At 61.8% G+C, this 26,925-nt stretch carries 25 protein-coding genes; 15 read left to right on the forward strand and 10 right to left on the reverse strand.

Annotation, left to right across the window (positions count from 1 at the left end):
* Positions 1–5: 5 nt before the first annotated feature.
* Positions 6–656 (reverse strand): GNAT family N-acetyltransferase, encoded by a 651-nt coding sequence (locus tag GDV60_RS16595; protein WP_029298336.1) that lies wholly within the window; start codon positions 654–656, stop codon positions 6–8.
* Between the two features lie 187 nt (positions 657–843).
* Between GDV60_RS16595 and xthA the strand changes: the two genes are divergently transcribed.
* Both xthA and GDV60_RS16605 read left to right on the forward strand, forming a co-directional pair.
* Complete coding sequence (xthA, locus tag GDV60_RS16600; protein ID WP_104910396.1) at positions 844–1,656, forward strand: exodeoxyribonuclease III; 813 nt, start codon at positions 844–846, stop codon at positions 1,654–1,656.
* A 217-nt stretch (positions 1,657–1,873) separates the two neighbouring features.
* The gene (locus GDV60_RS16605; protein ID WP_159908123.1) at positions 1,874–3,214 is read left to right on the forward strand and encodes a substrate-binding domain-containing protein; all 1,341 of its coding nucleotides are present in this window, start codon (positions 1,874–1,876) and stop codon (positions 3,212–3,214) included.
* Between the two features lie 101 nt (positions 3,215–3,315).
* Here the strand turns inward: GDV60_RS16605 and GDV60_RS16610 are convergent, their stop codons facing one another.
* A complete protein-coding gene (locus GDV60_RS16610; RefSeq protein ID WP_029298342.1) occupies positions 3,316–4,545 on the reverse strand; it encodes an acyl-CoA dehydrogenase in 1,230 nt (409 codons plus the stop codon).
* A 151-nt stretch (positions 4,546–4,696) separates the two neighbouring features.
* On the opposite strand from GDV60_RS16610, the gene GDV60_RS16615 reads away from it, so the two are divergent.
* The 3 genes from GDV60_RS16615 to GDV60_RS16625 all read left to right on the forward strand — a co-directional run bounded on the left by GDV60_RS16615 (position 4,697) and on the right by GDV60_RS16625 (position 7,037).
* On the forward strand, positions 4,697–5,632 hold the full coding sequence (locus tag GDV60_RS16615; protein WP_029298344.1) for a LysR family transcriptional regulator: 936 nt from the start codon (positions 4,697–4,699) through the stop codon (positions 5,630–5,632).
* A gap of 90 nt (positions 5,633–5,722) precedes the next feature.
* Complete coding sequence (locus GDV60_RS16620) at positions 5,723–6,124, forward strand: MerR family DNA-binding transcriptional regulator (protein ID WP_029298346.1); 402 nt, start codon at positions 5,723–5,725, stop codon at positions 6,122–6,124.
* Between the two features lie 13 nt (positions 6,125–6,137).
* Positions 6,138–7,037 (forward strand): hydroxymethylglutaryl-CoA lyase, encoded by a 900-nt coding sequence (locus GDV60_RS16625; RefSeq protein WP_070995483.1) that lies wholly within the window; start codon positions 6,138–6,140, stop codon positions 7,035–7,037.
* Between the two features lie 699 nt (positions 7,038–7,736).
* Here the strand turns inward: GDV60_RS16625 and GDV60_RS16630 are convergent.
* Positions 7,737–9,419, reverse strand: coding sequence for an AMP-binding protein (locus GDV60_RS16630; RefSeq protein ID WP_159908125.1), 1,683 nt, complete (start codon positions 9,417–9,419; stop codon positions 7,737–7,739).
* Between the two features lie 171 nt (positions 9,420–9,590).
* On the opposite strand from GDV60_RS16630, the gene GDV60_RS16635 reads away from it, so the two are divergent.
* From GDV60_RS16635 to GDV60_RS16650, 4 genes are read left to right on the forward strand one after another with little or no spacing between them, the layout of a single operon-like run.
* Entirely contained in the window at positions 9,591–10,754 is a 1,164-nt protein-coding gene (locus GDV60_RS16635; protein WP_159908127.1) for an isovaleryl-CoA dehydrogenase, read from the forward strand.
* An 11-nt stretch (positions 10,755–10,765) separates the two neighbouring features.
* The gene (locus GDV60_RS16640) at positions 10,766–12,373 is read left to right on the forward strand and encodes a carboxyl transferase domain-containing protein (RefSeq protein WP_092239058.1); all 1,608 of its coding nucleotides are present in this window, start codon (positions 10,766–10,768) and stop codon (positions 12,371–12,373) included.
* Positions 12,374–12,387: 14 nt separating this feature from the next.
* Positions 12,388–13,194, forward strand: coding sequence for a gamma-carboxygeranoyl-CoA hydratase (locus GDV60_RS16645; protein ID WP_092239056.1), 807 nt, complete (start codon positions 12,388–12,390; stop codon positions 13,192–13,194).
* Positions 13,191–15,143 carry an acetyl/propionyl/methylcrotonyl-CoA carboxylase subunit alpha gene (locus GDV60_RS16650; RefSeq protein WP_159908129.1) on the forward strand — a complete coding sequence of 651 codons (1,953 nt, stop codon included), beginning with the start codon at positions 13,191–13,193 and terminating at the stop codon, positions 15,141–15,143. Before GDV60_RS16645 ends, GDV60_RS16650 begins: the two co-directional genes overlap by 4 nt.
* On the opposite strand, the gene GDV60_RS16655 is transcribed toward GDV60_RS16650, so the two are convergent.
* Entirely contained in the window at positions 15,140–15,787 is a 648-nt protein-coding gene (locus GDV60_RS16655; protein ID WP_154906152.1) for a LexA family transcriptional regulator, read from the reverse strand. The two genes, GDV60_RS16650 and GDV60_RS16655, sit on opposite strands and share 4 nt — an antisense overlap.
* Positions 15,788–15,916: 129 nt before the next feature.
* Between GDV60_RS16655 and GDV60_RS16660 the strand changes: the two genes are divergently transcribed.
* The gene (locus GDV60_RS16660) at positions 15,917–16,264 is read left to right on the forward strand and encodes a DUF6124 family protein (RefSeq protein WP_029298363.1); all 348 of its coding nucleotides are present in this window, start codon (positions 15,917–15,919) and stop codon (positions 16,262–16,264) included.
* 166 nt (positions 16,265–16,430) lie between these two features.
* Here the strand turns inward: GDV60_RS16660 and GDV60_RS16665 are convergent, their stop codons facing one another.
* Positions 16,431–16,643: a hypothetical protein gene (locus GDV60_RS16665; protein WP_133714916.1), complete on the reverse strand. Its 213-nt coding sequence runs from the start codon at positions 16,641–16,643 to the stop codon at positions 16,431–16,433.
* A 101-nt stretch (positions 16,644–16,744) separates the two neighbouring features.
* Here GDV60_RS16665 and GDV60_RS16670 point away from each other — a divergent pair, with 101 nt between their 5' ends.
* The gene (locus GDV60_RS16670) at positions 16,745–17,896 is read left to right on the forward strand and encodes a M14-type cytosolic carboxypeptidase (RefSeq protein ID WP_092239052.1); all 1,152 of its coding nucleotides are present in this window, start codon (positions 16,745–16,747) and stop codon (positions 17,894–17,896) included.
* A 23-nt stretch (positions 17,897–17,919) separates the two neighbouring features.
* Here GDV60_RS16670 and GDV60_RS16675 read toward each other — a convergent pair whose 3' ends face one another.
* Positions 17,920–18,375 carry a helix-turn-helix domain-containing protein gene (locus tag GDV60_RS16675; RefSeq protein ID WP_159908131.1) on the reverse strand — a complete coding sequence of 152 codons (456 nt, stop codon included), beginning with the start codon at positions 18,373–18,375 and terminating at the stop codon, positions 17,920–17,922.
* Between the two features lie 97 nt (positions 18,376–18,472).
* On the opposite strand from GDV60_RS16675, the gene GDV60_RS16680 reads away from it, so the two are divergent.
* Complete coding sequence (locus tag GDV60_RS16680) at positions 18,473–19,690, forward strand: MFS transporter (protein WP_159908133.1); 1,218 nt, start codon at positions 18,473–18,475, stop codon at positions 19,688–19,690.
* On the opposite strand, the gene GDV60_RS16685 is transcribed toward GDV60_RS16680, so the two are convergent.
* From GDV60_RS16685 to GDV60_RS16700, 4 genes are all read right to left on the reverse strand, one after another.
* On the reverse strand, positions 19,636–20,172 hold the full coding sequence (locus tag GDV60_RS16685; protein ID WP_159908135.1) for a cytochrome b: 537 nt from the start codon (positions 20,170–20,172) through the stop codon (positions 19,636–19,638). The genes GDV60_RS16680 and GDV60_RS16685 overlap by 55 nt on opposite strands.
* The gene (locus GDV60_RS16690; RefSeq protein WP_159908137.1) at positions 20,169–21,251 is read right to left on the reverse strand and encodes a catalase family peroxidase; all 1,083 of its coding nucleotides are present in this window, start codon (positions 21,249–21,251) and stop codon (positions 20,169–20,171) included. The genes GDV60_RS16685 and GDV60_RS16690 overlap by 4 nt, the downstream gene beginning before the upstream one ends.
* A gap of 163 nt (positions 21,252–21,414) precedes the next feature.
* The gene (locus tag GDV60_RS16695; RefSeq protein ID WP_169872095.1) at positions 21,415–22,707 is read right to left on the reverse strand and encodes a hypothetical protein; all 1,293 of its coding nucleotides are present in this window, start codon (positions 22,705–22,707) and stop codon (positions 21,415–21,417) included.
* Positions 22,704–24,308, reverse strand: a complete 1,605-nt coding sequence (locus tag GDV60_RS16700; RefSeq protein WP_159909255.1) for an amino acid adenylation domain-containing protein — start codon at positions 24,306–24,308, stop codon at positions 22,704–22,706. The genes GDV60_RS16695 and GDV60_RS16700 overlap by 4 nt, the downstream gene beginning before the upstream one ends.
* A gap of 218 nt (positions 24,309–24,526) precedes the next feature.
* Here GDV60_RS16700 and GDV60_RS16705 point away from each other — a divergent pair, with 218 nt between their 5' ends.
* Genes GDV60_RS16705 through zapE form a run of 3 tightly spaced genes read left to right on the forward strand, consistent with a single transcriptional unit; the run spans position 24,527 to position 26,901 of the window.
* A complete protein-coding gene (locus tag GDV60_RS16705; protein ID WP_029298379.1) occupies positions 24,527–25,033 on the forward strand; it encodes a sigma-70 family RNA polymerase sigma factor in 507 nt (168 codons plus the stop codon).
* Positions 25,030–25,776, forward strand: a complete 747-nt coding sequence (locus GDV60_RS16710) for an anti-sigma factor (RefSeq protein ID WP_104910410.1) — start codon at positions 25,030–25,032, stop codon at positions 25,774–25,776. The genes GDV60_RS16705 and GDV60_RS16710 overlap by 4 nt, the downstream gene beginning before the upstream one ends.
* Before the next feature lie 12 nt (positions 25,777–25,788).
* Positions 25,789–26,901 carry a cell division protein ZapE gene (zapE, locus tag GDV60_RS16715; RefSeq protein WP_159908141.1) on the forward strand — a complete coding sequence of 371 codons (1,113 nt, stop codon included), beginning with the start codon at positions 25,789–25,791 and terminating at the stop codon, positions 26,899–26,901.
* Positions 26,902–26,925 lie beyond the last annotated feature (24 nt).

Raw genomic sequence — 26,925 nt, forward strand, 5'->3', positions numbered from 1 at the left:
CTGCGTTAAGGCGTTGCAGGTTGTAACACTTGGGGGTTTGGGTGAAAAAACACATGTTCCAGGATAGGTCCTACAGCCACCTCGCCCACTTCGTCATAGCCCTGGCGTTTATAGAATTCCAGGTAGAGCGGATTGCCGGTGTCCAGCACCACCCCTTGAGAATGCGGGTCTTCGGCGCACCAGTTATGCACGGCTTCGAGCAGTTGCTCGCCGTAATGCTTGCCCTGGAATTGCGGGTGAATCCCCAATAGCGGCAACACGTGTACCGACTCGGACGGCAGGCACGCCAACACCGCCTGATGGTATTCGAGGTAACGCCGGGTACACCTCAAGCCAGTGCTCAACCACATGCGTAATTGCCAGGCCCAACTTTCAGTGATGCCCAGGCGCCGTTGCGGAGGGGCAATCAGGGCGATGCCGATCAGGCGGTCATTGACCAGCAGGCCGATCGCCGGCAGCTCCTGGAGAAAATGTTGCTTGACCAGTTCGCGCACCGTAGCCCTGACCCGCTGCTCGTACCCGGAGCGTTCGGCTTCAAACAGGTAGGCGAAGGTCGGCTCATGGCGATAGGCGTGGTACAGCAACGAGCGCGCTTCGCGGGAATAGCCGCTATCGAGCATGTGGACCTGGGCAATGGCGGTGCTAGTGTCAGGCATCAGTTGTATCTCCCCTGGGCGCAACTCAAAAGGCCGCGCTCTTATTGTTACGAGCCCGGGGCAACTGAGTCGTTCCGTGCCATTGGCTCCTTGAGAGACATTAGCAGTGCATCTGTCCTACCGCCACGCTGGCCCCCGTCCGACTTGTCGGCTAGCATCGCCCTTTTGCCAGACTGGACTGCCGACCATGAAAATCGTCTCCTTCAATATCAACGGGCTGCGTGCCCGGCCTCATCAGCTGGCGGCCCTGATCGACAAACATCAACCGGACGTGATCGGCCTGCAGGAAACCAAGGTCCACGACGACCAGTTCCCGCTGGCTGAAGTCCAAGCCCTGGGGTACCACGTGTACTACCACGGGCAGAAAGGCCACTACGGTGTCGCCCTGCTCTCGCGCCAAGAGCCGCTGGCCCTGCACAAGGGTTTTGCCAGCGACGATGAGGATGCCCAGCGCCGTTTTATCTGGGGCACCTTTGCCGATGAACACGGCAACCCGATCACCATCATGAACGGCTATTTCCCACAGGGCGAAAGCCGCGATCACCCCACCAAGTTCCCGGCCAAGCAGCGCTTCTACGAAGACCTGCAACAGTTGCTGGAAACCCAGTTCAGCAATGACCAGGCGTTGGTGGTGATGGGTGATGTGAACATTTCCCCTGAGGATTGCGATATCGGCATCGGTGCCGACAACGCCAAGCGCTGGCTGAAGACCGGCAAATGCAGCTTCCTGCCGGAAGAACGCGAATGGATGGCGCGCCTGAAAAACTGGGGCCTGACCGACAGCTTCCGGCACCTGAACCCGGATGTGGCGGATCGCTTCAGTTGGTTCGATTACCGCAGCCGTGGCTTTGAAGATGAACCCAAGCGTGGCCTGCGCATCGACCTGATCATGGCCTCCAATGGCCTGCTGCCACGGATCAAGGATGCGGGCGTGGACTACGAACTGCGCGGCCTGGAAAAACCGTCGGACCATGCGCCGATCTGGCTGGAACTGAGCTGATTTTTGCGGCAACACCATCAAGAAATGTGGGAGCGGGCTTGCTCGCGAATACGGTATGTCATTCAACACATCCAGCGACTGACCCACCGATTTCGCGAGCAAGCCCGCTCCCACACAAGCCAGCTCCCACATTGGGTTCAATTGGCCGTCAGTCATATTCTGGCAACCTTACTGACTTAATCTGCCCGCACGTCCTTTGGCTTGAGAAGGTGGCGGCATGATGCTGCGCGTTCTGTACCTGCTGGTTCTGTGTAGCACCTTCCCTCTTTCGGTCGTTGCAACGCCCCTGCCCTTTCCCGAACAGGGTCCGGCCCTGCGCCTGCAGGGCTCCAACACCATTGGCGCGGCGCTGGGCCCGGCGCTGATCAAGGGTTTGATGGTGCAACAGGGCCTGAAGGCCGTGCACAGTGAACCGACGAACCACCCCAATGAGCAGCGCCTCGTCGGCACGAGCCCCCAAGGCAAACGGGTCCTGGTAGAAATCGCCGCCCATGGTTCCAGCACCGGCTTTGCCGCGCTGAAAAATGCCGAAGCCGACCTGGCCGCCGCGTCGCGCCCGATCAAGGACCGCGAGTTGGTGGAGCTTGAACCCCTGGGCGACCTGAAAAGCCCCGGCGCCGAACAGGTAATTGCCATCGACGGCCTGGCGATCATCCTGCATCCACGTAACCCCTTGCAGACCTTGACGACCGAACAACTGGCGAAGATTTTCAGTGGTGAAACCAGCACCTGGGAAGCCTTGGGCGGCACCGGCGGGAAGATCCGGCTGTATGCCCGTGATGATCAATCCGGAACCTACGACACCTTCAAGGAGTTGGTGCTCAACCCTCGCGGTAAAACCCTCGACAGCGCGGCCAAACGTTTTGAGTCCAGCGAGCAACTGTCCGATGCGGTGAGCCGCGACCCGCAGGGCATCGGCTTCATCGGCCTGCCCTACGTGCGGCAGGCCAAGGCCGCAGCCATCAGTGATGGTGACTCCCAAGCCATGTTGCCGGCGAACAGCCTGATCGCCACCGAGGACTACCCCCTGTCGCGCCGCTTGTTTTTCTACCTGCCGCCCAGCAACAGCAATGCCTGGGCGCAGGCGCTGGTGGACTTTGCCCAGAGCGCCCAGGGCCAGGCCATCGTTGCCGCCAACGGGTTTATCGCCCAACAGGTCCAGGCTATCAGCGTGCAGCCACGGCCACCGATGCCGGACGCCTACCAGGCCATCGCTCGCGAGGCACAACGCCTGAACGTGAATTTTCGCTTCGAAGAAGGCAGTGCGAGCCTGGACAACAAGGCACGCCAGGACCTGGCACGGGTGGTGGCTTATATAAGCAGCCACGACAAACGGGACAAGCGGGTCACACTGGTGGGGTTTGGTGACGCCAAGGATGACCCGCAGCGCGCCGACCTATTGTCGAAGTTGCGGGCGATGGCGGTGCGTCGCGAGCTGGTCAAGAGTGGCGTGGTGTTGCGCGACATCCGCGGCTTTGGCGCCGAGATGCCGGTGGCAGCGAATACCGTGGATGAGGGGCGGATCAAGAATCGCCGGGTGGAGGTCTGGGTTTACTGACGCCTGAAGACTGGGGTTGACTGGCCCACCGCTATGGCGGGCAAGCCCGCTCCTACACAGAATGTGGGAGCGGGCTTGCCCGCGATAAGGCCGGCGTGGTGTTACTGACCGCTGCGCATCAGCTCTTTAGGCACATATTTGCCAATCTCGAACTTGCCGATCGCCGCCCGATGCACTTCGTCCGGGCCGTCGGCCAGGCGCAGGGTACGCTGCATGGCGTACATGTAGGCCAGCGGGAAGTCATTGGACACCCCGGCACCACCATGGATCTGGATCGCCCGGTCAATCACCTTGAGTGCCACATTCGGTGCCACGACCTTGATCTGGGCGATTTCACTTTTCGCCACTTTGTTGCCCACCGTGTCCATCATGTACGCCGCTTTCAAGGTCAGCAGGCGTGCCATGTCGATTTCCATCCGCGAGTCGGCGATTTTGTCGATATTGCCACCCAGGCGCGCCAGCGGCTTGCCAAAGGCGGTGCGGCTGACAGAACGCTTGCACATCAATTCCAGGGCGCGTTCAGCCATGCCAATGGAGCGCATGCAGTGGTGAATACGTCCTGGGCCAAGGCGCCCCTGGGCAATTTCAAAGCCGCGGCCTTCACCCAGCAGCACGTTTTCGTACGGCACGCGCACGTTGTCGAACAGTACTTCGGCATGCCCATGGGGCGCGTCGTCGTAGCCGAACACCGGCAGCGGCCGGACGATTTTCACCCCGGGCGCATCTACCGGTACCAGGATCATCGAGTGTTGCTGGTGACGCGGCGCATCCGGGTTGCTCAGGCCCATGAAGATGAGGATTTTGCAACGCGGGTCGCACGCGCCGGAGGTCCACCACTTCTTGCCGTTGATGACCCATTCGTCACCCTGGCGTTCGGCGCGGGCGGCCATATTGGTGGCGTCGGAGGACGCCACATCCGGTTCGGTCATGGCAAACGCCGAGCGGATCTCACCGCGCAGCAGCGGCTCCAGCCAGCGCTGTTTCTGCTCTTCGTTGGCGTAGCGCACCAGCACTTCCATATTGCCGGTGTCGGGTGCCGAGCAATTGAACGGCTCCGGGCCGAGCAAGGAGCGGCCCATGATTTCTGCGAGCGGCGCGTATTCCAGGTTGGTCAGGCCCGCGCCCAGCTCGGACTCCGGCAGGAACAGGTTCCACAAGCCTTCGGCCTTAGCCTTGGCTTTGAGCTCTTCCATGATGGCGGTGGGCTGCCAGCGATCACCTTCGCTGACCTGGCGCTCAAACACCGGTTCGGCTGGGTAAACGTAAGCATCCATAAACGCGGTGACGCGTTCACGCAGTTCCTGAACCTTGGGTGAATAGGCAAAATCCATGAGCAGCTCCCTTCTTTGAGAGGTTGTTTAGGTCATGCAATCGATGCTAGAACAGCGCTGATAATTTACCTAGCCTATTCTCGGCGTGTATTAACATTCATCACCGATATATGATCGGCGTATGAAAACCTAACAAGAAGAGCGCAACGAAATGAATCTGAGCAAGGTCGACCTCAATCTTTTCATCGTGTTTGACGCGATCTACACCGAAGCCAACCTGACCCGCGCCGGGCAGATCGTCGGCATTACCCAGCCGGCGGTATCAAACGCCCTGGCGCGCCTGCGCGAGACCTTCAACGACCCGCTGTTCGTGCGGACTGCCCAAGGCATGGTGCCGACACCCATGGCCCAGAACATCATTGGCCCGGTGCGCAATGCGCTGTCGCTGTTGCGGGTGTCGGTGCAAGAGAGTCGGATCTTCAACCCCTTGCAGGCAGCCAAGACCTACCGCATCAGCATGACCGACCTCACTGAAGCGGTGATCCTGCCGTCGCTGTTCCAGCGCCTGCGCCGCCTGGCGCCCACGGTGATCATCGAAAGCTTCCTGTCCAAGCGCCGTGAAACCACCAAGGAACTGGCCGCCGGCCGCCTGGATTTTGCGGTGGACGCGCCCCTGAACACCGACCCGCAAGTGCGCCACGTCAAGCTCATGGAAGACCGCTACGTGTGTGCCATGCGCAAGGGCCACCCGATGGCGGGCAAAGAAAAATTCAGCCTGGATGACTACCTCTCGCTGACCCATATTCATATTTCCAGCCGACGCAATGGCCTGGGCCACGTCGACCTGGCCCTGGGCAAGATGGGGATCCAGCGCAAGATCGCCCTGCGTTCGCAGCATTACCTGATGGCCTCCCAGGTATTGCAGCAGACCGATATGGTGATGACCGTGCCCGAGCGCTTTGCAAGGCGTAACGAGCTGCACTCGTTCAACCTGCCGGTCAATGATGTGCCACCGGTGGAAACCCACCTGTACTGGCATGAAAGCACCGACCAGGACCCGGCCAACCGCTGGATGCGCGAACAGATGATCGAACTGTGCCAGCAGGTCACGGCGCGTGAGAAGAAGCTGGACCAGCAATCGACCTGACCTTGCCGGCTCCTGCAATGGGCTTGATTCGCTTGACGTTTACGTCAAGCAGCCATTAGCGTAGCGCCGAGACCCTCCTTGAGCGCCACCATGAGCACGACCTACAGCATCTCCGACCTGGCCCGCGAGTTGGACATCACCACCCGGGCCATTCGCTTCTATGAAGAACAAGGCCTTTTGAGCCCCGAACGCCGTGGCCAGGAGCGTATCTATTCGCCTCGGGACAAAGTCAGCCTGAAGCTGATCCTGCGTGGCAAGCGCATCGGTTTTTCCCTGGCCGAGTGCCGCGAGCTGATCGAACTCTACGACCCCACCAGCGGCAATCAAAAGCAATTGCACAGCATGCTGGCGAAGATCAGCGAACGCCGTGAGCAGTTGGAACAACAGTTACTGGACATCGAACAGATGAAGCTGGAACTGGACACCGCTGAAGAACGTTGCACCCAGGCCCTGGAACAGACGATCCAGAGCCAGGTCGGCCAACCCCAATAAAAAGGTAGATCCCATGTCTCTCCCCTCCCATGTGCGCCTGGTCGAAGTCGGCCCGCGCGACGGCCTGCAAAACGAAGCACAGCCCATCAGCGTGGCCGACAAGGTGCAACTGGTCGACGCCCTCAGTGCGGCGGGCCTGGGTTACATCGAAGTCGGCAGTTTTGTCTCGCCCAAGTGGGTGCCGCAAATGGCCGGCTCAGCCGAGGTGTTTGCGCAGATCCAGCGCAAGCCGGGCGTGATCTACGGCGCGCTGGCGCCGAACCTGCGCGGGTTCGAGGACGCGCTGGCGGCCGGGGTCAAGGAGGTCGCGGTGTTTGCCGCGGCGTCGGAGGCGTTTTCCCAGCGCAATATCAATTGCTCCATCAGCGAGAGCCTGGAGCGCTTTGCGCCGATCATGGCGGCGGCGCAGCAACAGGGGGTGAGCGTGCGCGGCTATGTGTCCTGCGTGCTGGGTTGCCCTTACGAGGGCCAGGTGGCGCCGGAACAAGTCGCCGCCGTGGCCCGAGAGTTGTATGCCATGGGCTGTTACGAGGTGTCTCTGGGCGACACGATCGGCACCGGCACCGCCGGCGCCACGCGCCGTATGTTTGAGGTGGTGGGCAAGGACGTGCCACGGGCAAAGCTTGCCGGGCATTTCCATGACACCTACGGGCAGGCCATCGCCAACCTGTATGCCAGCCTGCTGGAAGGTATCAACGTGTTCGACAGCTCTATCGCCGGCCTCGGCGGCTGCCCCTATGCCAAGGGCGCCAGCGGTAACGTGGCCACCGAGGACGTGCTGTACCTGCTCAACGGCCTGGGCATCGAGACCGGTATCGACATGGACAAGCTCCTGGTGGCGGGCCAGCAGATCTGTTCGGTACTCGGCCGCCCCACCGGCTCACGCGTGGCCAGGGCCCGTAGCGCCAGTTGAGTAGCGTGCCCGTGGCGATGTGTTACCTCGCGGCTACACATCGGGTAACACGGGAACATATTTTGTCGCATTCTCTGAAGTAAATTTCCTACTAAAAAATTAAATCATTGATTTTAAAGGCTTTTTAAAAGTTGGCACGGCTTCTGCTATCTCTATGGCATAACAAGAATAAAAAGCACCAAACCTAATAAAAATAAGACGTACCGACTCTGACATAACAAAAACAACACGGCAGAGACGCAGCTAACAGATTTTTTTGGAGAAGATGTGCTTCGCAGGGTACGGCGCAAGCCGCCACTCGCAACCGGGCAGAGAACAATAAAACTACCTCAAGGTAGCTACCCACTGGTTGGATCGCGTGCGAAGAAGCAGATCAGCGCTCAAAAAAATACGTTTGCTCTTGACCCCGGATGGGGGTCGCCAAAAACAGCGGTAAAGGGCCACGGTTGCCAAAAACAACAATAGACCGCCCCTCAATAATAAAAAAAGAGCACGTGACAACAAATTAAAGGGGAGCTTCGGCTCCCCTTTGTGCTGCCTGGGTGAAATGAATTTTGTGAGCCACCCTCTACCCCCTGTGGGAGCGGGCTTGCTCGCGAAAGCGGTGGGTCAATTGATAAATACTTGACTGATACTCCGCTATCGCGAGCAAGCCCGCTCCCACACAAGCCGAGCCCCACATCAGGTTTGGGCCAGGCCTCAGGTTTCGCTACGCAGTTGCTCGATCGTAATCTCGCGCATACGAAACTTCTGGATCTTGCCGGTCACCGTCATCGGGAACTCTTCGACAAACCGGAAATGCTTCGGCGTCTTGAAGTGCGCAATGCGCCCCTTGCACCAGGTTTGCAGCTCCAGTTCGTTGGTGACCTGCCCCGGGTGAAACTTGATCCAGGCCACGATCTCTTCGCCGTAGCGCTCATCGGGAATGCCGATGATCTGCACATCGGCCACCGCCGGGTGGGTGAAGAAGAACTCCTCCAGCTCCCGCGGGTACACGTTCTCGCCACCGCGGATGATCATGTCCTTGTTGCGCCCGGCGATGCACACGTAACCCTGCTCATCCATGCTCGCCAGGTCGCCCGTATGCATCCAGCCCGCCTCGTCGATGGCTTCGCGGGTGCCCTCGGGGTTGTTCCAGTAGCCGAGCATCACGCTGTAGCCACGGGTGCACAGCTCGCCGATCTGCCCGCGCGGCACGGTGTTGCCGGCTTCGTCGATGATCTTGCTTTCCAACTGGGGTTGCGTGCGCCCGACCGTGGTCACGCGCCGCTCCAGGTCGTCATCGGCCCCGGTCTGCAGCGACACCGGGCTGGTCTCGGTCATGCCGTAGGCGATTTGTACCTCACTCATATGCAGGTCGCTGATCACCCGGCGCATCACCTCGATCGGGCAGGTGGAGCCGGCCATGATCCCGGTGCGCAGGGTCGACAGGTCGAACGTGCCGCGTTGCGGATGATCGAGCATCGCGATAAACATCGTGGGTACGCCGTAGAGGCCGGTGGCGCGTTCTTCGGCCACGGCGGCCAGGGTCAGCAGCGGGTCGAAGCCGTCATTGGGATAGATCATGGTCGTGCCATGGGTGATGCAGCCCAGGTTGCCCATGACCATCCCGAAGCAATGGTAGAGCGGCACGGGGATCACCAGGCGGTCCTGGGCGCTCAGGCCCAGGCTTTCGCCGACCATGTAGCCGTTGTTGAGGATGTTGTGGTGGCTGAGGGTGGCGCCCTTGGGGAAGCCCGTGGTGCCGGAGGTGTACTGGATGTTGACGGGTTGATCGAAGTGCAGGCTGGCCTCGCGGTGATGCAGCTGTTGCGGGGGGATGCCCGTACCCAGGGCCGACAATTGCGACCAGGGCAGGAACCCCGAGGGCGGTCGCGCATCCAGGCTGATCACCCCGCGCAGTTCAGGTAACAGCTCGCAGCGCAATTGGCCGATGCCCTGCTCCGCCAGTTCCGGTACCAGCGCCTGCAGCATCCCGTGGTAGTCGGAGGATTTGAACGAACCGGCACAGATCAACCACTGGCAGCCCGATTGCTTGAGCACGTATTCCAACTCGCTACTGCGGTAGGCCGGGTTGATGTTGACCAGGATCACCCCGAGCTTGGCACTGGCCACCTGGCTGATGCACCACTGCGCGCAGTTCGGCGCCCAGATGCCAAGACGATCCCCGGCTTGCAACCCCAGGGCCAGCAGAGCGCGGGCGTGCAGGTCCACAGCTTCGGCCAATTGCTGCCAGGTGTAGCGCAACTGCTGATGGCGCACCACCAGGGCCTCGCCCTGCGGGTACTGCGCCACCGTGCGGTCGAATGCCTGGCCAATGGTCATGGCCAGCAGGGCCTTGTCCTGTGGGCCACGGCTGTAGCTCTGATTCGGTTGATCCATGACGACCCCTATTGTCTTTTTTGTAGGTGGACGGTGCGCCGGTCAGGCGCGAGCTTGACGTTAACGTAAGCTACGATTGACAGTCATGCAACGCAAGTTTACGTTAACGTAAAGGTGATCGCCCAATGGCGTCGCCAGCCCCACAACAATAATGTTTATAGGTGCCCTCCCATGAGTTACCCGACCCTGAACTTCGCCCTCGGTGAAACCATCGACATGCTGCGCGACCAGGTGCAGGCCTTCGTGGCCAAGGAGCTGGCGCCCCGGGCAGCACAGATCGATCTCGACAACCTGTTCCCCGTGGATATGTGGCGCAAGTTCGGTGACATGGGCCTGTTGGGCATCACCGTGCCGGAAGAATACGGCGGTGCCGGCCTGGGTTACCTGGCCCACGTGGTGGCCATGGAAGAAATCAGCCGTGGCTCGGCCTCGGTGGCATTGTCCTACGGCGCGCACTCGAACCTGTGCGTCAACCAGATCAACCGCAACGGCAGCCACGAGCAAAAGCTCAAGTACCTGCCCAAACTGATCAGCGGCGAGCACATTGGCGCCCTGGCCATGAGCGAGCCCAATGCCGGTTCTGATGTGGTCTCGATGAAGCTGCGCGCCGATAAGCGCGGCAGCGTGTATGTGCTCAACGGCAGCAAGACCTGGATCACCAACGGTCCCGATGCCCACACCTACGTGATCTATGCCAAGACCGACCTGGAAAAAGGCGCCCATGGCATCACCGCGTTTATCGTTGAGCGCGACTCGAAAGGCTTCAGCCGCAGCAACAAGTTCGACAAGCTGGGCATGCGCGGCTCCAACACCTGCGAGCTGTTTTTCGACGACGTTGAAGTGCCCGAAGAAAACATCCTCGGCGCGCTCAATGGCGGCGTCAAAGTGCTGATGAGCGGCCTGGACTACGAACGCGTGGTGCTCTCCGGCGGCCCTACCGGGATCATGCAGGCCTGCATGGACCTGATCGTGCCGTACATCCACGACCGCAAACAGTTCGGCCAGAGCATCGGCGAGTTCCAACTGATCCAGGGCAAGGTCGCCGACATGTACACCCAGCTCAACGCCAGCCGCGCCTACCTGTATGCCGTCGCCCAAGCCTGCGAACGCGGCGAAACCACACGCAAGGACGCGGCCGGGGTGATTCTGTACAGCGCCGAACGCGCCACGCAGATGGCCCTCGATGCAATCCAGATTCTCGGCGGCAACGGCTATATCAATGAATTCCCGGCCGGCCGCCTGCTGCGCGATGCCAAGCTGTATGAAATCGGCGCGGGCACCAGTGAGATCCGGCGCATGTTGATTGGCCGCGAACTGTTCAACGAAACCCGCTGAGGGAGTGCACCATGGCCACCCTGCACACCCAACTCAACCCACGCTCGGCAGAATTCGCCACCAACAGCGCGGCAATGCTCAAACAGGTCGACGCCCTGCACACCCTGCTCGCCCAGGTCCAGCAAGGCGGCGGCAGCAAGGCCCAGGAGCGCCACACTTCCCGGGGCAAGCTGTTGCCGCGCGAACGCATCAACCGCCTGCTCGACCCGGGCTCGGCATTCCTTGAGCTCAGCCAACTGGCGGCGTATCAGGTCTACGGTGAAGAGGTGCCGGCTGCTGGCGTGATCGCCGGGATCGGCCGGGTCGAAGGCGTGGAATGCATGATCGTCGCCAACGACGCCACGGTAAAAGGTGGCTCCTACTACCCGCTGACCGTGAAAAAACACCTGCGCGCGCAAACCATTGCCGAGCAGAACCGCCTGCCCTGCATCTACCTGGTGGATTCCGGCGGCGCCAACCTGCCGCGCCAGGATGAAGTGTTTCCCGACCGCGAGCACTTTGGGCGGATCTTCTTCAACCAGGCCAACATGAGTGCCCAAGGCATCCCGCAGATTGCCGTGGTCATGGGCTCCTGCACCGCCGGTGGTGCCTATGTGCCAGCGATGGCCGACGAAGCGATCATGGTGCGCCAGCAGGCGACCATCTTCCTCGCCGGCCCGCCGCTGGTGAAGGCTGCCACTGGCGAAGTGGTCAGCGCCGAAGACCTTGGCGGTGCCGATGTGCACTGCAAGATCTCCGGGGTGGCCGACCATTACGCCGACAGCGACGAACACGCCCTGGCCCTGGCCCGCCGTAGCATCGCCAACCTCAACTGGCGCAAACAGGGGCAGTTGCAGCAGCGCACGCCAGTCGCGCCGCTGTATGCCAGCGACGAGTTGTACGGGGTTATCCCGGCCGACGCCAAGCAACCGTTCGATGTGCGCGAAGTGATTGCGCGGCTGGTGGACGGTTCGGTTTTCGATGAGTTCAAGGCGCTGTTCGGCACCACGCTGGTCTGCGGTTTTGCCCATTTGCATGGCTATCCCGTCGCGATCCTCGCCAACAACGGCATCCTCTTTGCCGAAGCGGCGCAAAAAGGCGCGCACTTTATCGAACTGGCCTGCCAGCGCGGGATTCCCCTGCTGTTCTTGCAGAACATCACCGGCTTTATGGTCGGCCAGAAGTACGAAGCCGGTGGCATCGCCAAGCACGGCGCCAAGCTGGTGACGGCGGTGGCCTGCGCCAAGGTGCCGAAATTCACGGTGATCATCGGTGGCAGCTTTGGTGCCGGAAACTACGGGATGTGCGGGCGCGCCTATGACCCGCGCTTTTTGTGGATGTGGCCTAACGCCCGTATTGGCGTAATGGGCGCCGAACAGGCAGCCGGCGTGCTGGTGCAGGTCAAGCGCGAGCAGGCCGAACGCAGTGGCCAGGGGTTCAGCGCCGAGGACGAAGCGCAGATCAAACAGCCGATCCTCGACCAGTACGAGACCCAGGGCCACCCCTATTACTCCAGCGCCCGCCTGTGGGATGACGGTGTCATCGACCCTTTGCAAACCCGTGACGTGCTGGCCCTGGCCCTGTCCGCTGCGCTGAATGCCCCCATCGAGCCGAGCCGCTTCGGCGTGTTCCGCATGTAATTGGAGCTGCACCCATGAGCGATTTCAACACCGTTGAACTGGTGAACGACCCCCGTGGCTTTGCCACGCTGTGGTTGAGCCGGCAAGAGAAGAACAACGCGTTCAACGCCGAAATGATCCGCGAGCTGATCATTGCCCTGGATCAGGTGCAAGCCGACGCAACCCTGCGCTTTTTGCTGATACGCGGGCGCGGCAAGCACTTCAGCGCCGGCGCGGACCTGGCCTGGATGCAACAGTCGGCCGAACTGGATTACCACACCAACCTTGACGACGCCCGCGAGCTGGCGGAGTTGATGTACAACCTGGCCAAGCTGAAAATCCCGACCCTGGCCGTGGTCCAGGGCGCGGCGTATGGCGGCGCCCTGGGCCTGATCAGTTGCTGCGACATGGCCATTGGTGCCGATGATGCGCAGTTCTGCCTGTCGGAAGTACGCATCGGCCTCGCACCGGCGGTCATCAGCCCGTTTGTGGTGCAGGCGATTGGCGAGCGCGCGGCCCGGCGTTATGCCCTCACCGCAGAACGCTTCGACGGCCAGCAGGCACAGGCGATCGGGCTATTGGCGCAAAGCTATCCCTTCGATGAGCTGAATCAGCAGGTCGAACAGTGGACTGCCAACCTGCTACTCAACAGCCCGGCCGCCATGCGCGCCAGCAAGGACTTGCTGCGTGAAGTCGGCAACGGCGCGCTCACCCCGGCGTTGCGCCGTTACTGCGAAAACGCCATCTCACGCATCCGCGTCAGCACCGAGGGCCAGGAAGGCTTGCGCGCGTTTTTGCAAAAGCGTGCACCCAGCTGGCAGTCCCAGGAGCCTCGTTCATGAGTTCACCGTTGATTACCTGCGTGCTGGTGGCCAACCGTGGCGAAATCGCCTGCCGCGTCATGCGCACGGCCAAGGCGATGGGCATGACCACCGTTGCCGTGCATAGCGCCACGGACCGCAATGCGCGCCACAGCCGCGAAGCTGATATCCGCGTGGACCTGGGCGGCAGCAAGGCCGCCGACAGCTACCTGCAGATCGACAAATTGATTGCCGCCGCCAAGGCCAGCGGCGCCCAGGCGATTCATCCTGGCTATGGCTTTCTTTCCGAAAACCCAGGCTTTGCGCGGGCAATTGAAGAGGCGGGGCTGATTTTTCTCGGCCCGCCGGCTTCGGCCATTGATGCCATGGGCAGCAAGTCCGCCGCCAAGGCGCTGATGGAAACCGCCGGTGTGCCGCTGGTGCCGGGTTACCACGGTGCCGGGCAGGACCTGGAAACCTTCCGCCAGGCCGCCGAGCGCATTGGCTACCCGGTGCTGCTCAAGGCCACCGCTGGCGGCGGCGGCAAGGGCATGAAAGTGGTCGAGGACGAAAGCCAACTGGGCGAAGCCCTGGCCTCGGCCCAGCGTGAAGCGCTGTCGTCGTTTGGCAATGGGCAGATGCTGGTGGAGAAGTACCTGCTCAAGCCACGCCACGTGGAGATCCAGGTGTTTGCCGACCAGCATGGCAATTGCCTGTACCTCAATGAGCGCGACTGCTCGATCCAGCGTCGCCACCAAAAGGTCGTCGAGGAAGCACCCGCCCCCGGCCTCAGCCCTGCCCTGCGCCAGGCCATGGGGGAAGCGGCGGTACGTGCGGCCCAGGCGATTGGCTATGTGGGCGCCGGCACTGTGGAGTTCCTGCTGGATGCGCGCGGTGAGTTCTTCTTCATGGAGATGAACACCCGCTTGCAGGTGGAACACCCGGTGACCGAGGCCATCACCGGCCTGGACCTGGTGGCCTGGCAGATTCGCGTGGCTCAAGGCGAGCCGCTGCCAATGACCCAGGAGCAGGTGCCGTTGCGCGGCCACGCCATCGAAGTGCGACTGTATGCCGAAGACCCGACCCATGACTTTTTACCGGCCACCGGGCATCTGGCGCTGTACCGCGAATCGGCGCCAGGCCCGGGGCGCCGGGTAGACAGCGGCGTGGAGCAAGGTGACGACGTGTCGCCCTTCTACGACCCGATGCTCGGCAAGCTGATCGCTTGGGGCGAGGACCGCGAACAGGCGCGCCTGCGCCTTTTGAGCATGCTGGACGAGTTTGCGGTCGGCGGTTTGAAGACCAACCTGGGTTTTCTACGGCGCATCATCGGCCATCCGGCGTTCGCCGCAGCGCAGTTGGATACCGGGTTTATCCCGCGTTATCAGGAACAACTGCTGCCTGTTGCAAGCGCGTTGAGCGATGAGTTCTGGCAGGCGGCTGGCCACGCCTTCATACAAAGCCAACTGCCTCGACTGCGGGACGACGATCCCGCCTCACCGTGGGCTGCGACACAGGGGTTTCGTGCAGGCCTGCCTGCCGAGACATCACTGCACCTGAGCTGCGACGGCCAGGACCGCCTGGTGACGCTGCAAACCACCACTGCGCCGCAACTGCGGGACGAACACCTGCTGATCGAAGACGCAGGGCTTCGCCGCTCGCACCTGGCGGTGCGCCAGGGGCAGACGCTGTTCCTGCGCTGGCAAGGTGAGATGCGCAGTGTGACGCTGTTTGATCCGATCGCCCCGGTCGATGCCGGGCAGGCGCATCAGGGCGGCCTGACTGCGCCAATGAACGGCAGTATCGTGCGGGTGCTGGTGGAGGTCGGCCAAACGGTTGAGACCGGTACGCAATTGGTGGTGCTCGAGGCGATGAAGATGGAGCACAGCATCCGCGCGCCCCATGCAGGTGTGGTCAAGGCGCTGTATTGCCAGGAAGGCGAAATGGTCGGCGAAGGCAGCGCCTTGGTGGAGCTGGAGGCCCAGCCCTAGAACTTCACCGTGGCTTGTACCACCACGCCGATGATCCGGCAGTCATCGGTGAGCAACGCCTTTGGGTAGGTCGGGTTGAGTGGCACCAGGTAACGCTGGCCGCTTTCTTCCAGCAGCTTGCGAAACGTCGCCTGACTGCTGCCTGCCCATTGGGCCACCACCAGTTTGCCAGGCTCGGCGTCGAGGGCCGGATCCACCAGGATCATCATCCCATCGGCGATGCTCGGCCCGCTGGGCGCGGTCATTGCATCGCCGCTCACCTGGAGCCAGAACGCCTCGCCGTCGGCGTCGTAGTCGCTTGCCTGAAATCGCGCGGGTCCGTAGGCCAGACGCTGTTCGTGGACCTGGCAGGGCTGTTTCCAGTCTTTTACCGGGTAGCGAAAGTACGGGTTGTATTGAACGACCGGCGCGACTTTATCGTCTGCCGGGGCGTGGCCCTTCTCGCGAATCACCAGCGCCGCTTCGAGATACCCCAGGCCCAGTTCTTCGAGCACCCGGTTCATGTCGGCGAGGCTCGGTACACGGCGCTTGCCCAGCCAATGGCCAATGCCGCCCTGGGACATGCCCATGCGTGCAGCCAGTTGATTCTGCGTGACCTTGCGGGCCTTCATGTTGGCTTTGACCAACGCTATCCATTTATCCATGGGGCAGACAATACCGGGTGTATTCGCGGCGACAATAAACAGTTTGTAGTAATCAATCAAATGACATAAATACAGATCGTATTATTATCAGTCGTACCTGTTCACCTTCCCACCCAGAGCACCCACCCCATGACCACAACCCCGGATCACCTGGACGGTACACCTGATACCGACGAAATAAAGTTCTTGCAGGGCAGCGACGCAGCTCGACGCGCACTGGATTACTACTTGAAAGAAGATACAGACCCTGCATCGGACGATATGGCCTGGTTCGAGGCCAACCCCACCGTCAGCAGTGAAGAAGCCCTGATCCACGCGTCGGACTTGCTGCGCAGCGCCGCCGCCATCGCGTATGAGCTGGCGAACAACAAGCTGGGAGGCACCCGGGACCTGGCGTTTTCGGTGGTGTATCTAATTGATATGGCCAAGGCCATGCTGGAGCGTCCACTGCAACTGGCAGGCGGGAAAACCTCGTAACCAGATAGGCGTGCAGGAACAGAAGGAAAAATATTTCTATCTGGCAGATAAAAACATTTGACTTGCAAATGATAATGATTATTATTGCAAGCAGCTGGTCGCGAGATCAGTCGATAGACCAAGAGACCTTAGGTCGGACTCTTGGAATATCTCCTCATCAGGCTAATCACGGTTTTTGACCCGGCTCTTTGGCCGGGTCTTTTTTTTGCCAGTTATTCTGGCGTGGCTTCAGGCTAATGAAGACTGTGTGTTGCTTGATGGCGCGCATGGTAGCAAAAGACCATCGCCGAAAGAAAGCCGAGAAAGCGCTCTGGTCCGGTTCTTTCCAAATTAGCACTTGAGAATCAATCTCATAGACTCTAAGCTGCTGCTGCGTCACGGACGACGCCCCCTCCTTTTTCGCAACAATTTGCGTCCCAAACTTTACCCCGCCCCTGTGTAAACTGCCTGTCACATCTCTCATATTCAGGCAACCAGACTATGACCGTGGCCTTGACCTCCCTTAAAATCAGCAGCGATTTCGACAGCGGCAATATCCAGGTGCTCGACACCCGCGATGCCCATCAACCGCTGCTGGCGATCAAACCCGATACCCGCAGCCAGCACTTCCAATGGTTCCACTTCAAGGCCGAAGGTATGCACATCGGTCATACCCATACCTTTCGCCTGAGCAACGCCGGCCAGTCCTCCTACAAACATGCCTGGAGCGGCTACAACGCAGTGGCATCCTACGACCATATCAACTGGTTCCGCGTGCCAACACGCTTTGATGGCGAAACCTTGCACATCGAATTCAAGACCGAGCAAAAACACGCCTGGCTCGCCTACTTCGAACCCTACAGCCGCGAGCGTCACGCCTGGTTGATCGACCGAGCGCTGAACCGCGCTGGCACCCAATTGCTGGCAACGGGCAAAAGCATCGAGGGCCGCGATATCCCCCTGCTGCGCCGTGGCAAGGGCGGTGCGGGGCAACGCAAAGTGTGGATCATCGCCCAGCAGCACCCCGGCGAGCACATGGCTGAATGGTTTATGGAAGGCATCATCGAACGCCTGCAACAGGACGGTGATGATGAGCTGAAAAAACTGCTGGCCGCCGCCGACCTCTACCTGGTGCCGAACATGAACCCGGATGGCGCGTTCCACGGCCATCTGCGCACCAACGCCATGGGCCAGGACCTCAATCGGGCCTGGCAAAGCGCAAGCCAGGAGCAGAGCCCGGAAGTGTTGTTCGTCCAACAGCAAATGGAGAAATACGGCGTCGACCTGTTCCTGGATATCCACGGCGACGAGGAAATCCCCTACGTGTTCACCGCAGGTTGTGAAGGCAACCCCGGCTATACGCCACGTATCGAGGCCCTGGAAAAACACTTTCGCAGCCACTTGAGCGAACTGACCCGCGACTTCCAGACCACCCATGGCTACACCCGCGACTTGCCAGGCCAGGCCAACATGACCCTGGCGTGCAACAGTGTGGGCGAGCGGTTCGATTGCCTGTCCCTGACCCTGGAAATGCCGTTCAAGGACAACGACGATGCACCCGACCCTCACACCGGTTGGTCCGGCAAACGCTCGCTGCAACTGGGCAAGGACGTGCTAAGCAGCGTGGCGGATATCGTCGACGTACTGCGCTGACCCTGGCCAACCCGGGGGGCCATTCAGCCCCCGGATTGCGCCGCCACCCGCAGACATTCCTGCGGCCCGAGGACCCGGCCATCCGCCGCACGCACTTGCAAGGGCTGCAGGGCCTGCCCGTGCTCTCGGTCCAGCATCAACGAATGCGCCTCGCCCTCAGCGTAAAAAAAGCCCTCGCCCCACTGCCGTAACCCAATGATCACGGCAAACAACCCCCTGCCCTTTTCGGTCAACACATACTCCTGATAAGCACTGCCATCGGAGGCTGGGACGATCTCGAAAATCCCATGGGCCACCAGATTGCGCAGGCGCGCCGAGAGAATGTTCTTGGCCATCCCCAGGCTGCGCTGGAACTCGCCAAAACGGCGGATGCCATCGAAGGCATCACGAATGATCAACAGCGCCCACCCATCGCCAATGGCCTCCAGTGAGCGCGCGACCGGGCATTCGGCCCCTTCAAAGCGGGTGAGTTTGACCATGGATGATGCCTGCCTGATAAAAAATGTAGTTGCAATATAAAACCGGAATACCTACCGTACAACTGGTTTCATTTCAAAACCATAACGAGCATCCAACATGCCAAAATCCCCCTTGAGCGGCGCGGTCGTGCTGCTGTTCGCCATTGCCTGTGGGTTATCGGTGGCGAATGTCTATTACGCCCAACCCCTGCTCGATGCCATGGCCAGCACGTTCGCCATGGACCCGGCCACCGTCGGCATCGTCATCAGCCTGACCCAGGTCGGTTATGGCATCGGCCTGTTATTGCTGGTGCCGCTGGGAGACCTGCTCAATCGCCGCCACTTGATTGTCAGCCAGTTGTTGCTCTCGACCTGTGCGGTTCTGCTGGTCGCGTTGTCCAGCAGCGGCCCGTGGTTCCTGGCGGGCCTGCTGCTGACGGGCCTGCTCGCCGTGGTGGCCCAGGTGTTGGTGGCCTATGCCGCCCACCTGGCACAGCCCGAGCAACGGGGGCACGTGGTCGGCCTGGTGACCAGTGGCATCGTGGTCGGCCTGCTGCTGGCGCGCACGGTATCCGGGATCATGGCGGACCTGGCCGGCTGGCGTTCGGTGTACCTGTTGTCGGCCGGCCTGACGCTGCTGATGGCGCTGTTGCTGTGGCGTGTGTTGCCCGCCGCCGAACAGCCTCCTACGCAGGATTCCTACGGACAATTGCTGCGCTCGGTGTTCAGCCTGTTGCGCGAGGAAAAAGTCCTGCGGGATCGTGCAGTGCTGGCGTTGCTGACGTTTGCCGCTGGCACCGTGCTCTGGACGCCTTTGGTGTTGCCGCTGAGCACCCCGCCATTGTCGTTGTCCCACACCCAGATCGGCCTATTCGGCCTTGCCGGTGCCGCCGGCGCGCTGGGTGCGGCCCATGCCGGGCGCCTGGCCGACCGAGGCCGCGCCCAGTGGACCAGCGGTGCAGCCTTGATGCTGATGCTGGCGTCGTGGCTGGCCATCGCCTTCACCCAGTCCTCGTTATGGGCGTTATTGCTCGGTGTGATTACCTTCGACCTCGGCCTGCAAGCTGTGCATGTCACCAGCCAAAGCCTGATCTACAGCGTGCGCCCCGATGCCCAGAGCAGGCTGGTGGCCGCCTACATGCTGTTCTACTCGGCAGGCAGCGCCCTGGGCTCGGTCATGGCCACGATGATGTACGCCTGGGCCGGTTGGCTCGGTGTGTGCGCCCTGGGCGCTGCCATCAACCTGTTGGCCCTGGTTTACTGGCGGTTTACCCTCGGTGCTCAGTCCTTGCCCAGCATGCTTTGCAACACGCCATCACGACGCACCCAGCCATGAAACAACGCCGCCGCCAAATGCAGCAGCACCGTCAGAAACAGTAAATAGGCGAGGTACCCGTGAGCCTTGCGCAACACCGCAAACACCTGGGCATTGGCCGGCACCCACGCCGGCAACTGCACGGTGCTGGAGAGCATCACCGGGTCGCCCGCCGCCGAAATCATCGCCCAACCCAGCAGCGGCAACAACAGCATCAAGCCATACAGCAGCAGATGAGACGCCTTGGCCGCCAGCACCTGCCACAGTGGCAAATCAGAAGGCAGCGGCGGCTGGCGCGTCGAAAAACGCACCACCAGGCGCACGATCACCAACGCCAGAATCGCAATACCCAAAGGCTTGTGCAGGTGCAGCAGCCACTCATGCCGTTGAGAAACCGACGCCACCATGCCGGCACCGATAAACAGCATGGCGATGACCATCAATGCCATCAGCCAGTGCAGCAAGCGCGCCAGCGGGGTAAAAAACCGGGATGGGGCATTCATGGCTTCGACTCCTGAACCGCGTTGTGCAGTTGGCTGACTTCACCGGTACGCCGCAGATACGAACTGGCATAGGCGGCAGAACGCGCCGCCAGCAGCGGATCGTTGGACGCTTCAATGCCACTCGGCAGGATCAGCGGATCAAAATTGATATCACGACAATCGCCGCTCAGTTGCGGCTGGCTGCTGTCGAGCACCAGCGTGCCGGCATTGAGCACCGTATGCTCGCCAGCCCACACTTTGCTGGCGTCATCCACGGGGTCGGCGGGGTTGGCCAGGGTGATCTGCAATTGCCAGCGCACAGGGCCGGCGAGCAAGCGTTGTTCCAGGTCCTGTTGCAAGAAATCCGCCCCCGCAGGCGCCGCCGCCTCCTTTGTGTCCTGGCTAATTGGCACCACGCCCCAGCGCACGGCCTGGCGCTGGCCATTGGCGTTGATCAGGTAAAACCCATTGATGCCGTTGTAGGACTCGGTGGCATAACTGGCCGAAGGCTTGGCGGTCTTGACCCATGCCAGAAACGGCGCAGCCTCGGGATGGCTGGCAAAAAATGCCGGCATGCTGGCCGGGTTCGGCTTGCCGGTCGCCGGGTCCGGAGCGCCCGCCTTGAGCATCTGGTAGAACGCCTCGGGCGTGCCCACCGGGAACACCGGCATGCTGTTCATCCCGGTGCGCCACTGCTGGCCGTTGGCCTGACTGAACTGCAAGGCCAGGCTACGGATCGGCACACTGCTGTCGGGGGCATACGGGTTGCCGCTGGGCAAAGCAAAACGCCCGATCACCGGAGTGCGTGCCTCGTGGAACACTTGCGCACTTGAATACGCACGCGCCGCAGGACCGCTCTCAAAATAGCCCGCGACACACACGCCCTTGGAATGGTTGCGTCGGTACCCGGGGTGAACGCCGTTGTTGGTTTCCAGCGCATTGACCAGAGTCTTGGGCCGCAAACGTTGTGGGTCGAGTGTGCCATTGACGTAGGCAAAGGCTCCCGCCACTGCGCCGACAACCACACCGATAGCGGCCAGGCGCAGCAGCAGGCTTGCACGCCCCAACGGCCGACGTGACGGTGATGAGTGATCTACCATGAAATGCTCCGAGGCCCACGGCCACAGGGGAAGGTGCAATAAGACGCTGCTGACGCAGACTTATTCCCCTGAAGCTGTAGGTATTTTCAGAACAAGTGCCAAGTAGCCCTATTTCTCGGACTCATCCCGCCCCTGTTGGCGGGGCGGCGTGCCAAACCGTTGCTCAGGAATCCCAGATCGCGCCGTAGGCCGGTATGCCCCGGGCTTCCATCTCTTCAACCACCCGGCGGGTCAAGACCTGGTTGGCAATGCAGATCACCGCTTCGGCCCCTGCGGCTTGCACGGCAGCGTAGGCCAACTGCACCAGATCCGGCTTGCCCCGCACATCGGTGTCCCAGATCACCGCATCGGGTTGTGCCCGCATAATTTCCGCGACTAATTGCGCGCCAAAGGTCTTGGCGGGGCTGCGGGTGGACCACACCAGTTGGATCGGTACCTGCGCCGCCAGCAAATGCGGCATCACCGGGCCGATGCCACTCCCTGTGGCGATGTACACCACCGACTTGAATAAGGTCTCGACGTTGGCCACGCCCGCGGTAGTAATCCCCTTGACCCACACATGCGATGGCAAGCGGTCGATATAGCGCCCCGTCCAATCCCCGGCCCGGGAAATAATCAGGCGAAAGCCCGGCTGGCCCGGAGCTGGGATATTGGCAAACGAATGCCACTCCAGCAGCGGCTGGAGACTGATTGCAGTGGACGAGCCGGCAAACGGCGTGGTGTGGCACAGGCGGGTCACTATTGCATGGTCGGACGGTCGGTGATGACTGACCGCCACCCTGCGCAGGCGCAACCAAGGCAGGGCAATACTCAGGCTCAGCAGGAGCAACACCCAGAACTCCATGGCATGCAGCAGCCTGCTCTGGGGTACCGCCATCAGCGTCTGCGCCCAGAACAGCAACAAGGCTGCCCACCCTGCAAACCGATGCACGCGCTCGAATCCGTTATGGAAGCGACCGCGAATCCACGGCTGCGCCATCACCACCATCAGCACCAACATCCCGAACAATGCCCCACTGACCAGCAACCACGCCGCCGAAACGCTGTGGGGCTGTTGCAGGTAACGCCATCCCTGGCTGCCGACCAGCAACGCGAACCACAACGTCGCCGCCACCGCGCCACCGCTGTGCAGCCCCCCCAGGTGATAGACCTTGGCCGCATGGCGACGGATGCACAGCGGCCACGTCACGGGGATCCGCGTCGCCAGCCAGAACAACCCGTTGATCACGTACTGCTGGCGCACCAGAATCGCCAGGGCCAGGTTGAACATCACCAGTTGCGACACCACCTGCACATCCACAACAGGCAGCTGCAGGCAGGCCAGCGCAAACCAACCGTTGGCCACCAGCACCAGCGCTACCAGCCGGTTGTAATGAGAAAACAGCGGCGCACCAGACCAACGTCGCCACCCACCAGGCCGTGCAGGCAATGGTGTTTCCATCAACCTGTCAATCATGGGCGGCCACCTGCTTGCAGGGCGAGTTGCTGCCCCTCGACGCTGTCGCGCGCCCATTGCAGCAGCAAGGTCTTGTCGATCTTGCCGCGCGCCGTCAGCGGCAGATTCTCCACAGCAAAGATCAACGCGGGAACGCAGTAGTAGGCCAACCGCTGCGCGCAGTACTGCCTGGCAGCCGGAACATTCGCACTGGCCGGCGTCACAAACGCCACAAGGTGCTGACTGTCGAACTTCAGCGTCACCGCCCGGCTACACGCCCCACACGCCTCCAAAGTGCTTGAAACCGCATCCAACTCCACGCGAAAACCACGCACCTTGACCTGATCGTCCACTCGCCCCAGATGTTCCAGGGCCCCGCTGTCGGTCCAGCGTCCCAGGTCCCGTGTGCGAAACATCATGCGGCCCGCCCCCAGGAACGGATCTGGGCAATAACGTTGCGCAGTCAATAATGGGTTGTTCAGATAACCCGCCGTCACCCCGTCGCCCCCGGCCCACATCTCACCGACCGCCCCTGGCGCGCAGGCCCGCCCGTGTTCATCCAGCACATACACGGTGTTGTTGGGCGTAGGCGTGCCGATGGTCAAGGGTGCCCCCGGCGTGTGCCGATGCAGGGTGTTGACGATGGTGGTTTCGGTAGGCCCGCAGCCGTTGTAGAACACACAATGGGCCGCCCATCGGTCCGCCAGCGCCTGTGGGCACGGCTCACCCGCCACGGCTACCGTCTCAAGGTCGGGACACTGTCGGGGGTCCAGGGTGCCAAGGATTGACGGCGTTGCGATCAGCACCTGGCAAAGGTGCGCCGTCTGCCCGATATCCTGGGTGCGGATATGCAATGTTGCGCCGTGGGCCAGGCAGCCGAGAATTTCCCAGGCGGCCATGTCGAATGCAATGTTGAGAATCTGCCCGACGATCATGCCCGGCTTCATGCCCAGGTTTCCCGGCGCCGTCAGCAGCACGTTGCACACATTGCGATGGGTCACCTGCACCCCGTTGGGCCGACCCGTGGTACCAGAGGTAAACAATACAAAACACAAGTCGCCGGGACGGGGCACAACGACGTTCTGGTCTGCGTCCTCTGCCGGCCACGGCGCCTGCGCGAGAAATTCATCCAGGCACACGCACGGCTGATCCGCTGCCAGCGGCAGGCGATCCTTGAACCCCGACAATGTCAGCACCACCTGGCTCGACAACGACTCAAGGATCATCGCCAACTGGGCCGGTGGGGTAATTCGGGCGTCCTGGGGCACATACGCAGCGCCGACTTTCAGCACCGCGAGCATCCCCACCAGCATGGGGATCGAGCGTTCGACAAACAGTGCCACACTGTCGCCCGGCACAACCCCCTGTTCGATCAGGTACGCCGCCAGCCGATTGGCTTGGCGATTCAACTGCCGATAGCTGATGCTCTGGTCCAGCCAGCGGGCGGCTATCGCCTCGGGCGCTGCCGCCGCGTGCGCCTCAAAGGCCTGGTGTATAGAGGTGTACGGCAGTGGGCTGACCGCACCGCATCCCCAGGCCTGGAGGGTATCGCGTTGCTGGGCCGGCAAATGGCCTAGCGCGCTGGTACTGACAAACCCACTACTCGTTGCTGTTGCCGACATCATAGGCTTACTCCTCATCTGGCTCCTGCCCCACAGTGACCGGGCAGTCAGGGCGCTTGATTGAGGAACTGACACGACATTACAGACTTGCGAGAGGCTACAAACGATAGGGAACGAGGCCATTCACTGGATTTATCTTTCCTACAAATGGAATATCCATTGCTGGCTGGCGTCTCCCTGAGCACAGCCCATTGCCACACACGCGCCGCAGGCCATCCATGCATGAACTCGACGAACAGTTGCGTGAGCTACTCCCCAGGCTGCGGCGCTTCGCCGTCTCCCTGACACGCAACGCCAGCAGCGCTGACGACCTGGTGCAGGCCAGCCTTGAGCGGGCCATCGTCCATTGGCGCGACAAACGCGTAGACGGTGACTTGCGCGCCTGGCTGTTCTCGATCCTCTACCGGCAATTCCTCGATGCACACCGCCGCTCCCGGCGCTACGCGCGAATGCTGGAGTTCTTTACCGGCCGCGATGACGCGCAGCCGTCCGCCGAACGCACAGTGATCGCCCAGACGACCCTGCAAGCCTTTGACCAATTGACGAGCGAGCAACGCGCCCTGCTGCTGTGGGTTTCGGTGGAAGGCTTGAGCTACAAGGAAGTCGCCCACATTCTTGAGGTGCCCATCGGCACCGTGATGTCTCGCCTGTCCCGTGCGCGCCAGGCCTTGCGCCAACTCAGCGACGGCGACATCACCAGCCCTTCCCTGCGGAGACTCAAATGATCAGCCTGCCCCCCAGCGAGCGCGACCTGCACGCTTACGTCGATCACCAGCTTACGGAGCCTGATCGACGCCAACTGGACATCTGGCTCGCCGCGCACCCCGAGGTCGCGGCCCAGGTCCACGCCTGGCAGCAGGATGCCCAGCACCTGCGCGCGGCCCTTGGCGCCCAGCCTGCGGCCAACGCCGATCTGGACCCGGCGCTGATTCGCCAGCGCCTCAAGCGCCACGCACGCCGTCGATTCGCCAGTGCCGCCGTGCTGTTGCTCGCGGTCGGGCTAGGTGGCCTGGGGGGCTGGCAAGCGCGGCAGGCCACGCTTGTCACCACGGCACTGCCAATGACCGATGCCCTGCAGGCCTATCGCCTGTTCGCCCAGGACCAGATCATGCCCGCCGACTATCAGGTCCACGACAACGGCGATATGCAAGCCTGGCTCGACCGCTACTTCGCCCAGGCCCATCGCCTGCCAGACTTGAGCCGGGCCGGCTTCAACCCAGTCAGCGGGCGCCTGCTCACCACGGACCAGGGCGCAGCGGCGATGGTGCTCTACGAGAACCCACAAGGCCGGCGCATCAGTTTCTATATTCGCCCACCGGGCCCGCAGAACACCTTGCTGCCACGGGGCAGCCGCAGTGCCGACGGGCTCCAGGCCCAATACTGGTCCAGCCCCGGCTACAACTACGCGATGGTCAGCCCAGAGGACGAACCGACCACGCGCTTGCTCAAGCAAACCACACGGTTCTAGGACGCCAACGCCATGCCCTTTCACGATAACCGCCCCCGTCGCCTGACCTTGCTCAAACGGTTGCTGGGCAAAAAGACCGCCACCGATAGCGCGCCAGCCATTCACCGGTTCTTCGCGGACAAGGCGCGGCAGCAGGGCTACACCCTCAGCCCCAGCCAGTTGCGGGTGATCGATGCCATGGCCCGGCAAACCGCACAATTGTTAGTCAACCGCCCGGCCCGCAGCCTGTACCTGCATGGCGCCGTCGGCCGCGGCAAAAGTTGGTTACTCGACGGTTTTTTCCAGGCCTTGGCGCTGCCCGGCAAACAGCGCGTGCATTTCCATGACTTTTTCGCCCGCCTGCACCGGGGCATGTTTGCCCACCGCCAGCAGGCCGATGCCCTGGGCGCGACCTTGGACCAGCTGCTAGACGGCTGCCGGGTGCTGTGTTTCGACGAGTTCCATGTGCATGACATCGGCGATGCGATGTTGATCACCCGGCTGTTCAAGGCGCTGTTCCAACGCGGCATCCTGGTGCTGGTCACCTCCAACTACCCGCCACAAGGCTTGCTGCCCAACCCGCTGTACCACCAGCGCTTCAAGCCGGCGATCGACCTGATCAGCGCGCGCATGGACGTCATGGAAGTCAGCGCGCCCCAGGACTACCGCGGCTTGGCGCAAAACCACCGGCAGCAGCGTTTCACCCACGGCCAATACGTGTGGCCCGGCGCCCCGGCCCAGCGCCGTGAACTGGGGCTGCCCGCGACCGATGGCCCGCCGCTGGCGCTGACGGTCGGCTCGCGGCAACTGCGGGTGCGCTGGCAACAGGCACGCAGCCTGGCCGTGGCCTTCGAGGACCTGTGTGAACAGCCCACCGCCGTAATGGATTACCTGCTGCTGTGCGAGGACTTCGACCACTGGATCATCGACGGCCTGCCCCGGTTGGACGACTGCCCGATTGCCGTGCAACAGCGGTTTATCAACCTGATCGACGTGCTGTACGACCAGGACAAGCACCTCACGCTGCTGGGCCAACAGCCACTGGATACGGCCCTGCAAGGTCAGGCGATTGACCTGGCCCGCACCCGCAGCCGCCTGGGCCAGCTGCAACAAGTCAGCTCGCCGGCGCTCAAGTCGCTATCATGAGCGCCTTTGCCCTTGTCGAGTGAC

The sequence above is a fragment of the Pseudomonas sp. DTU12.1 genome (assembly GCF_009873475.1).
In the GTDB taxonomy this organism is placed as follows: Bacteria; Pseudomonadota; Gammaproteobacteria; order Pseudomonadales; family Pseudomonadaceae; genus Aquipseudomonas; species Aquipseudomonas proteolytica.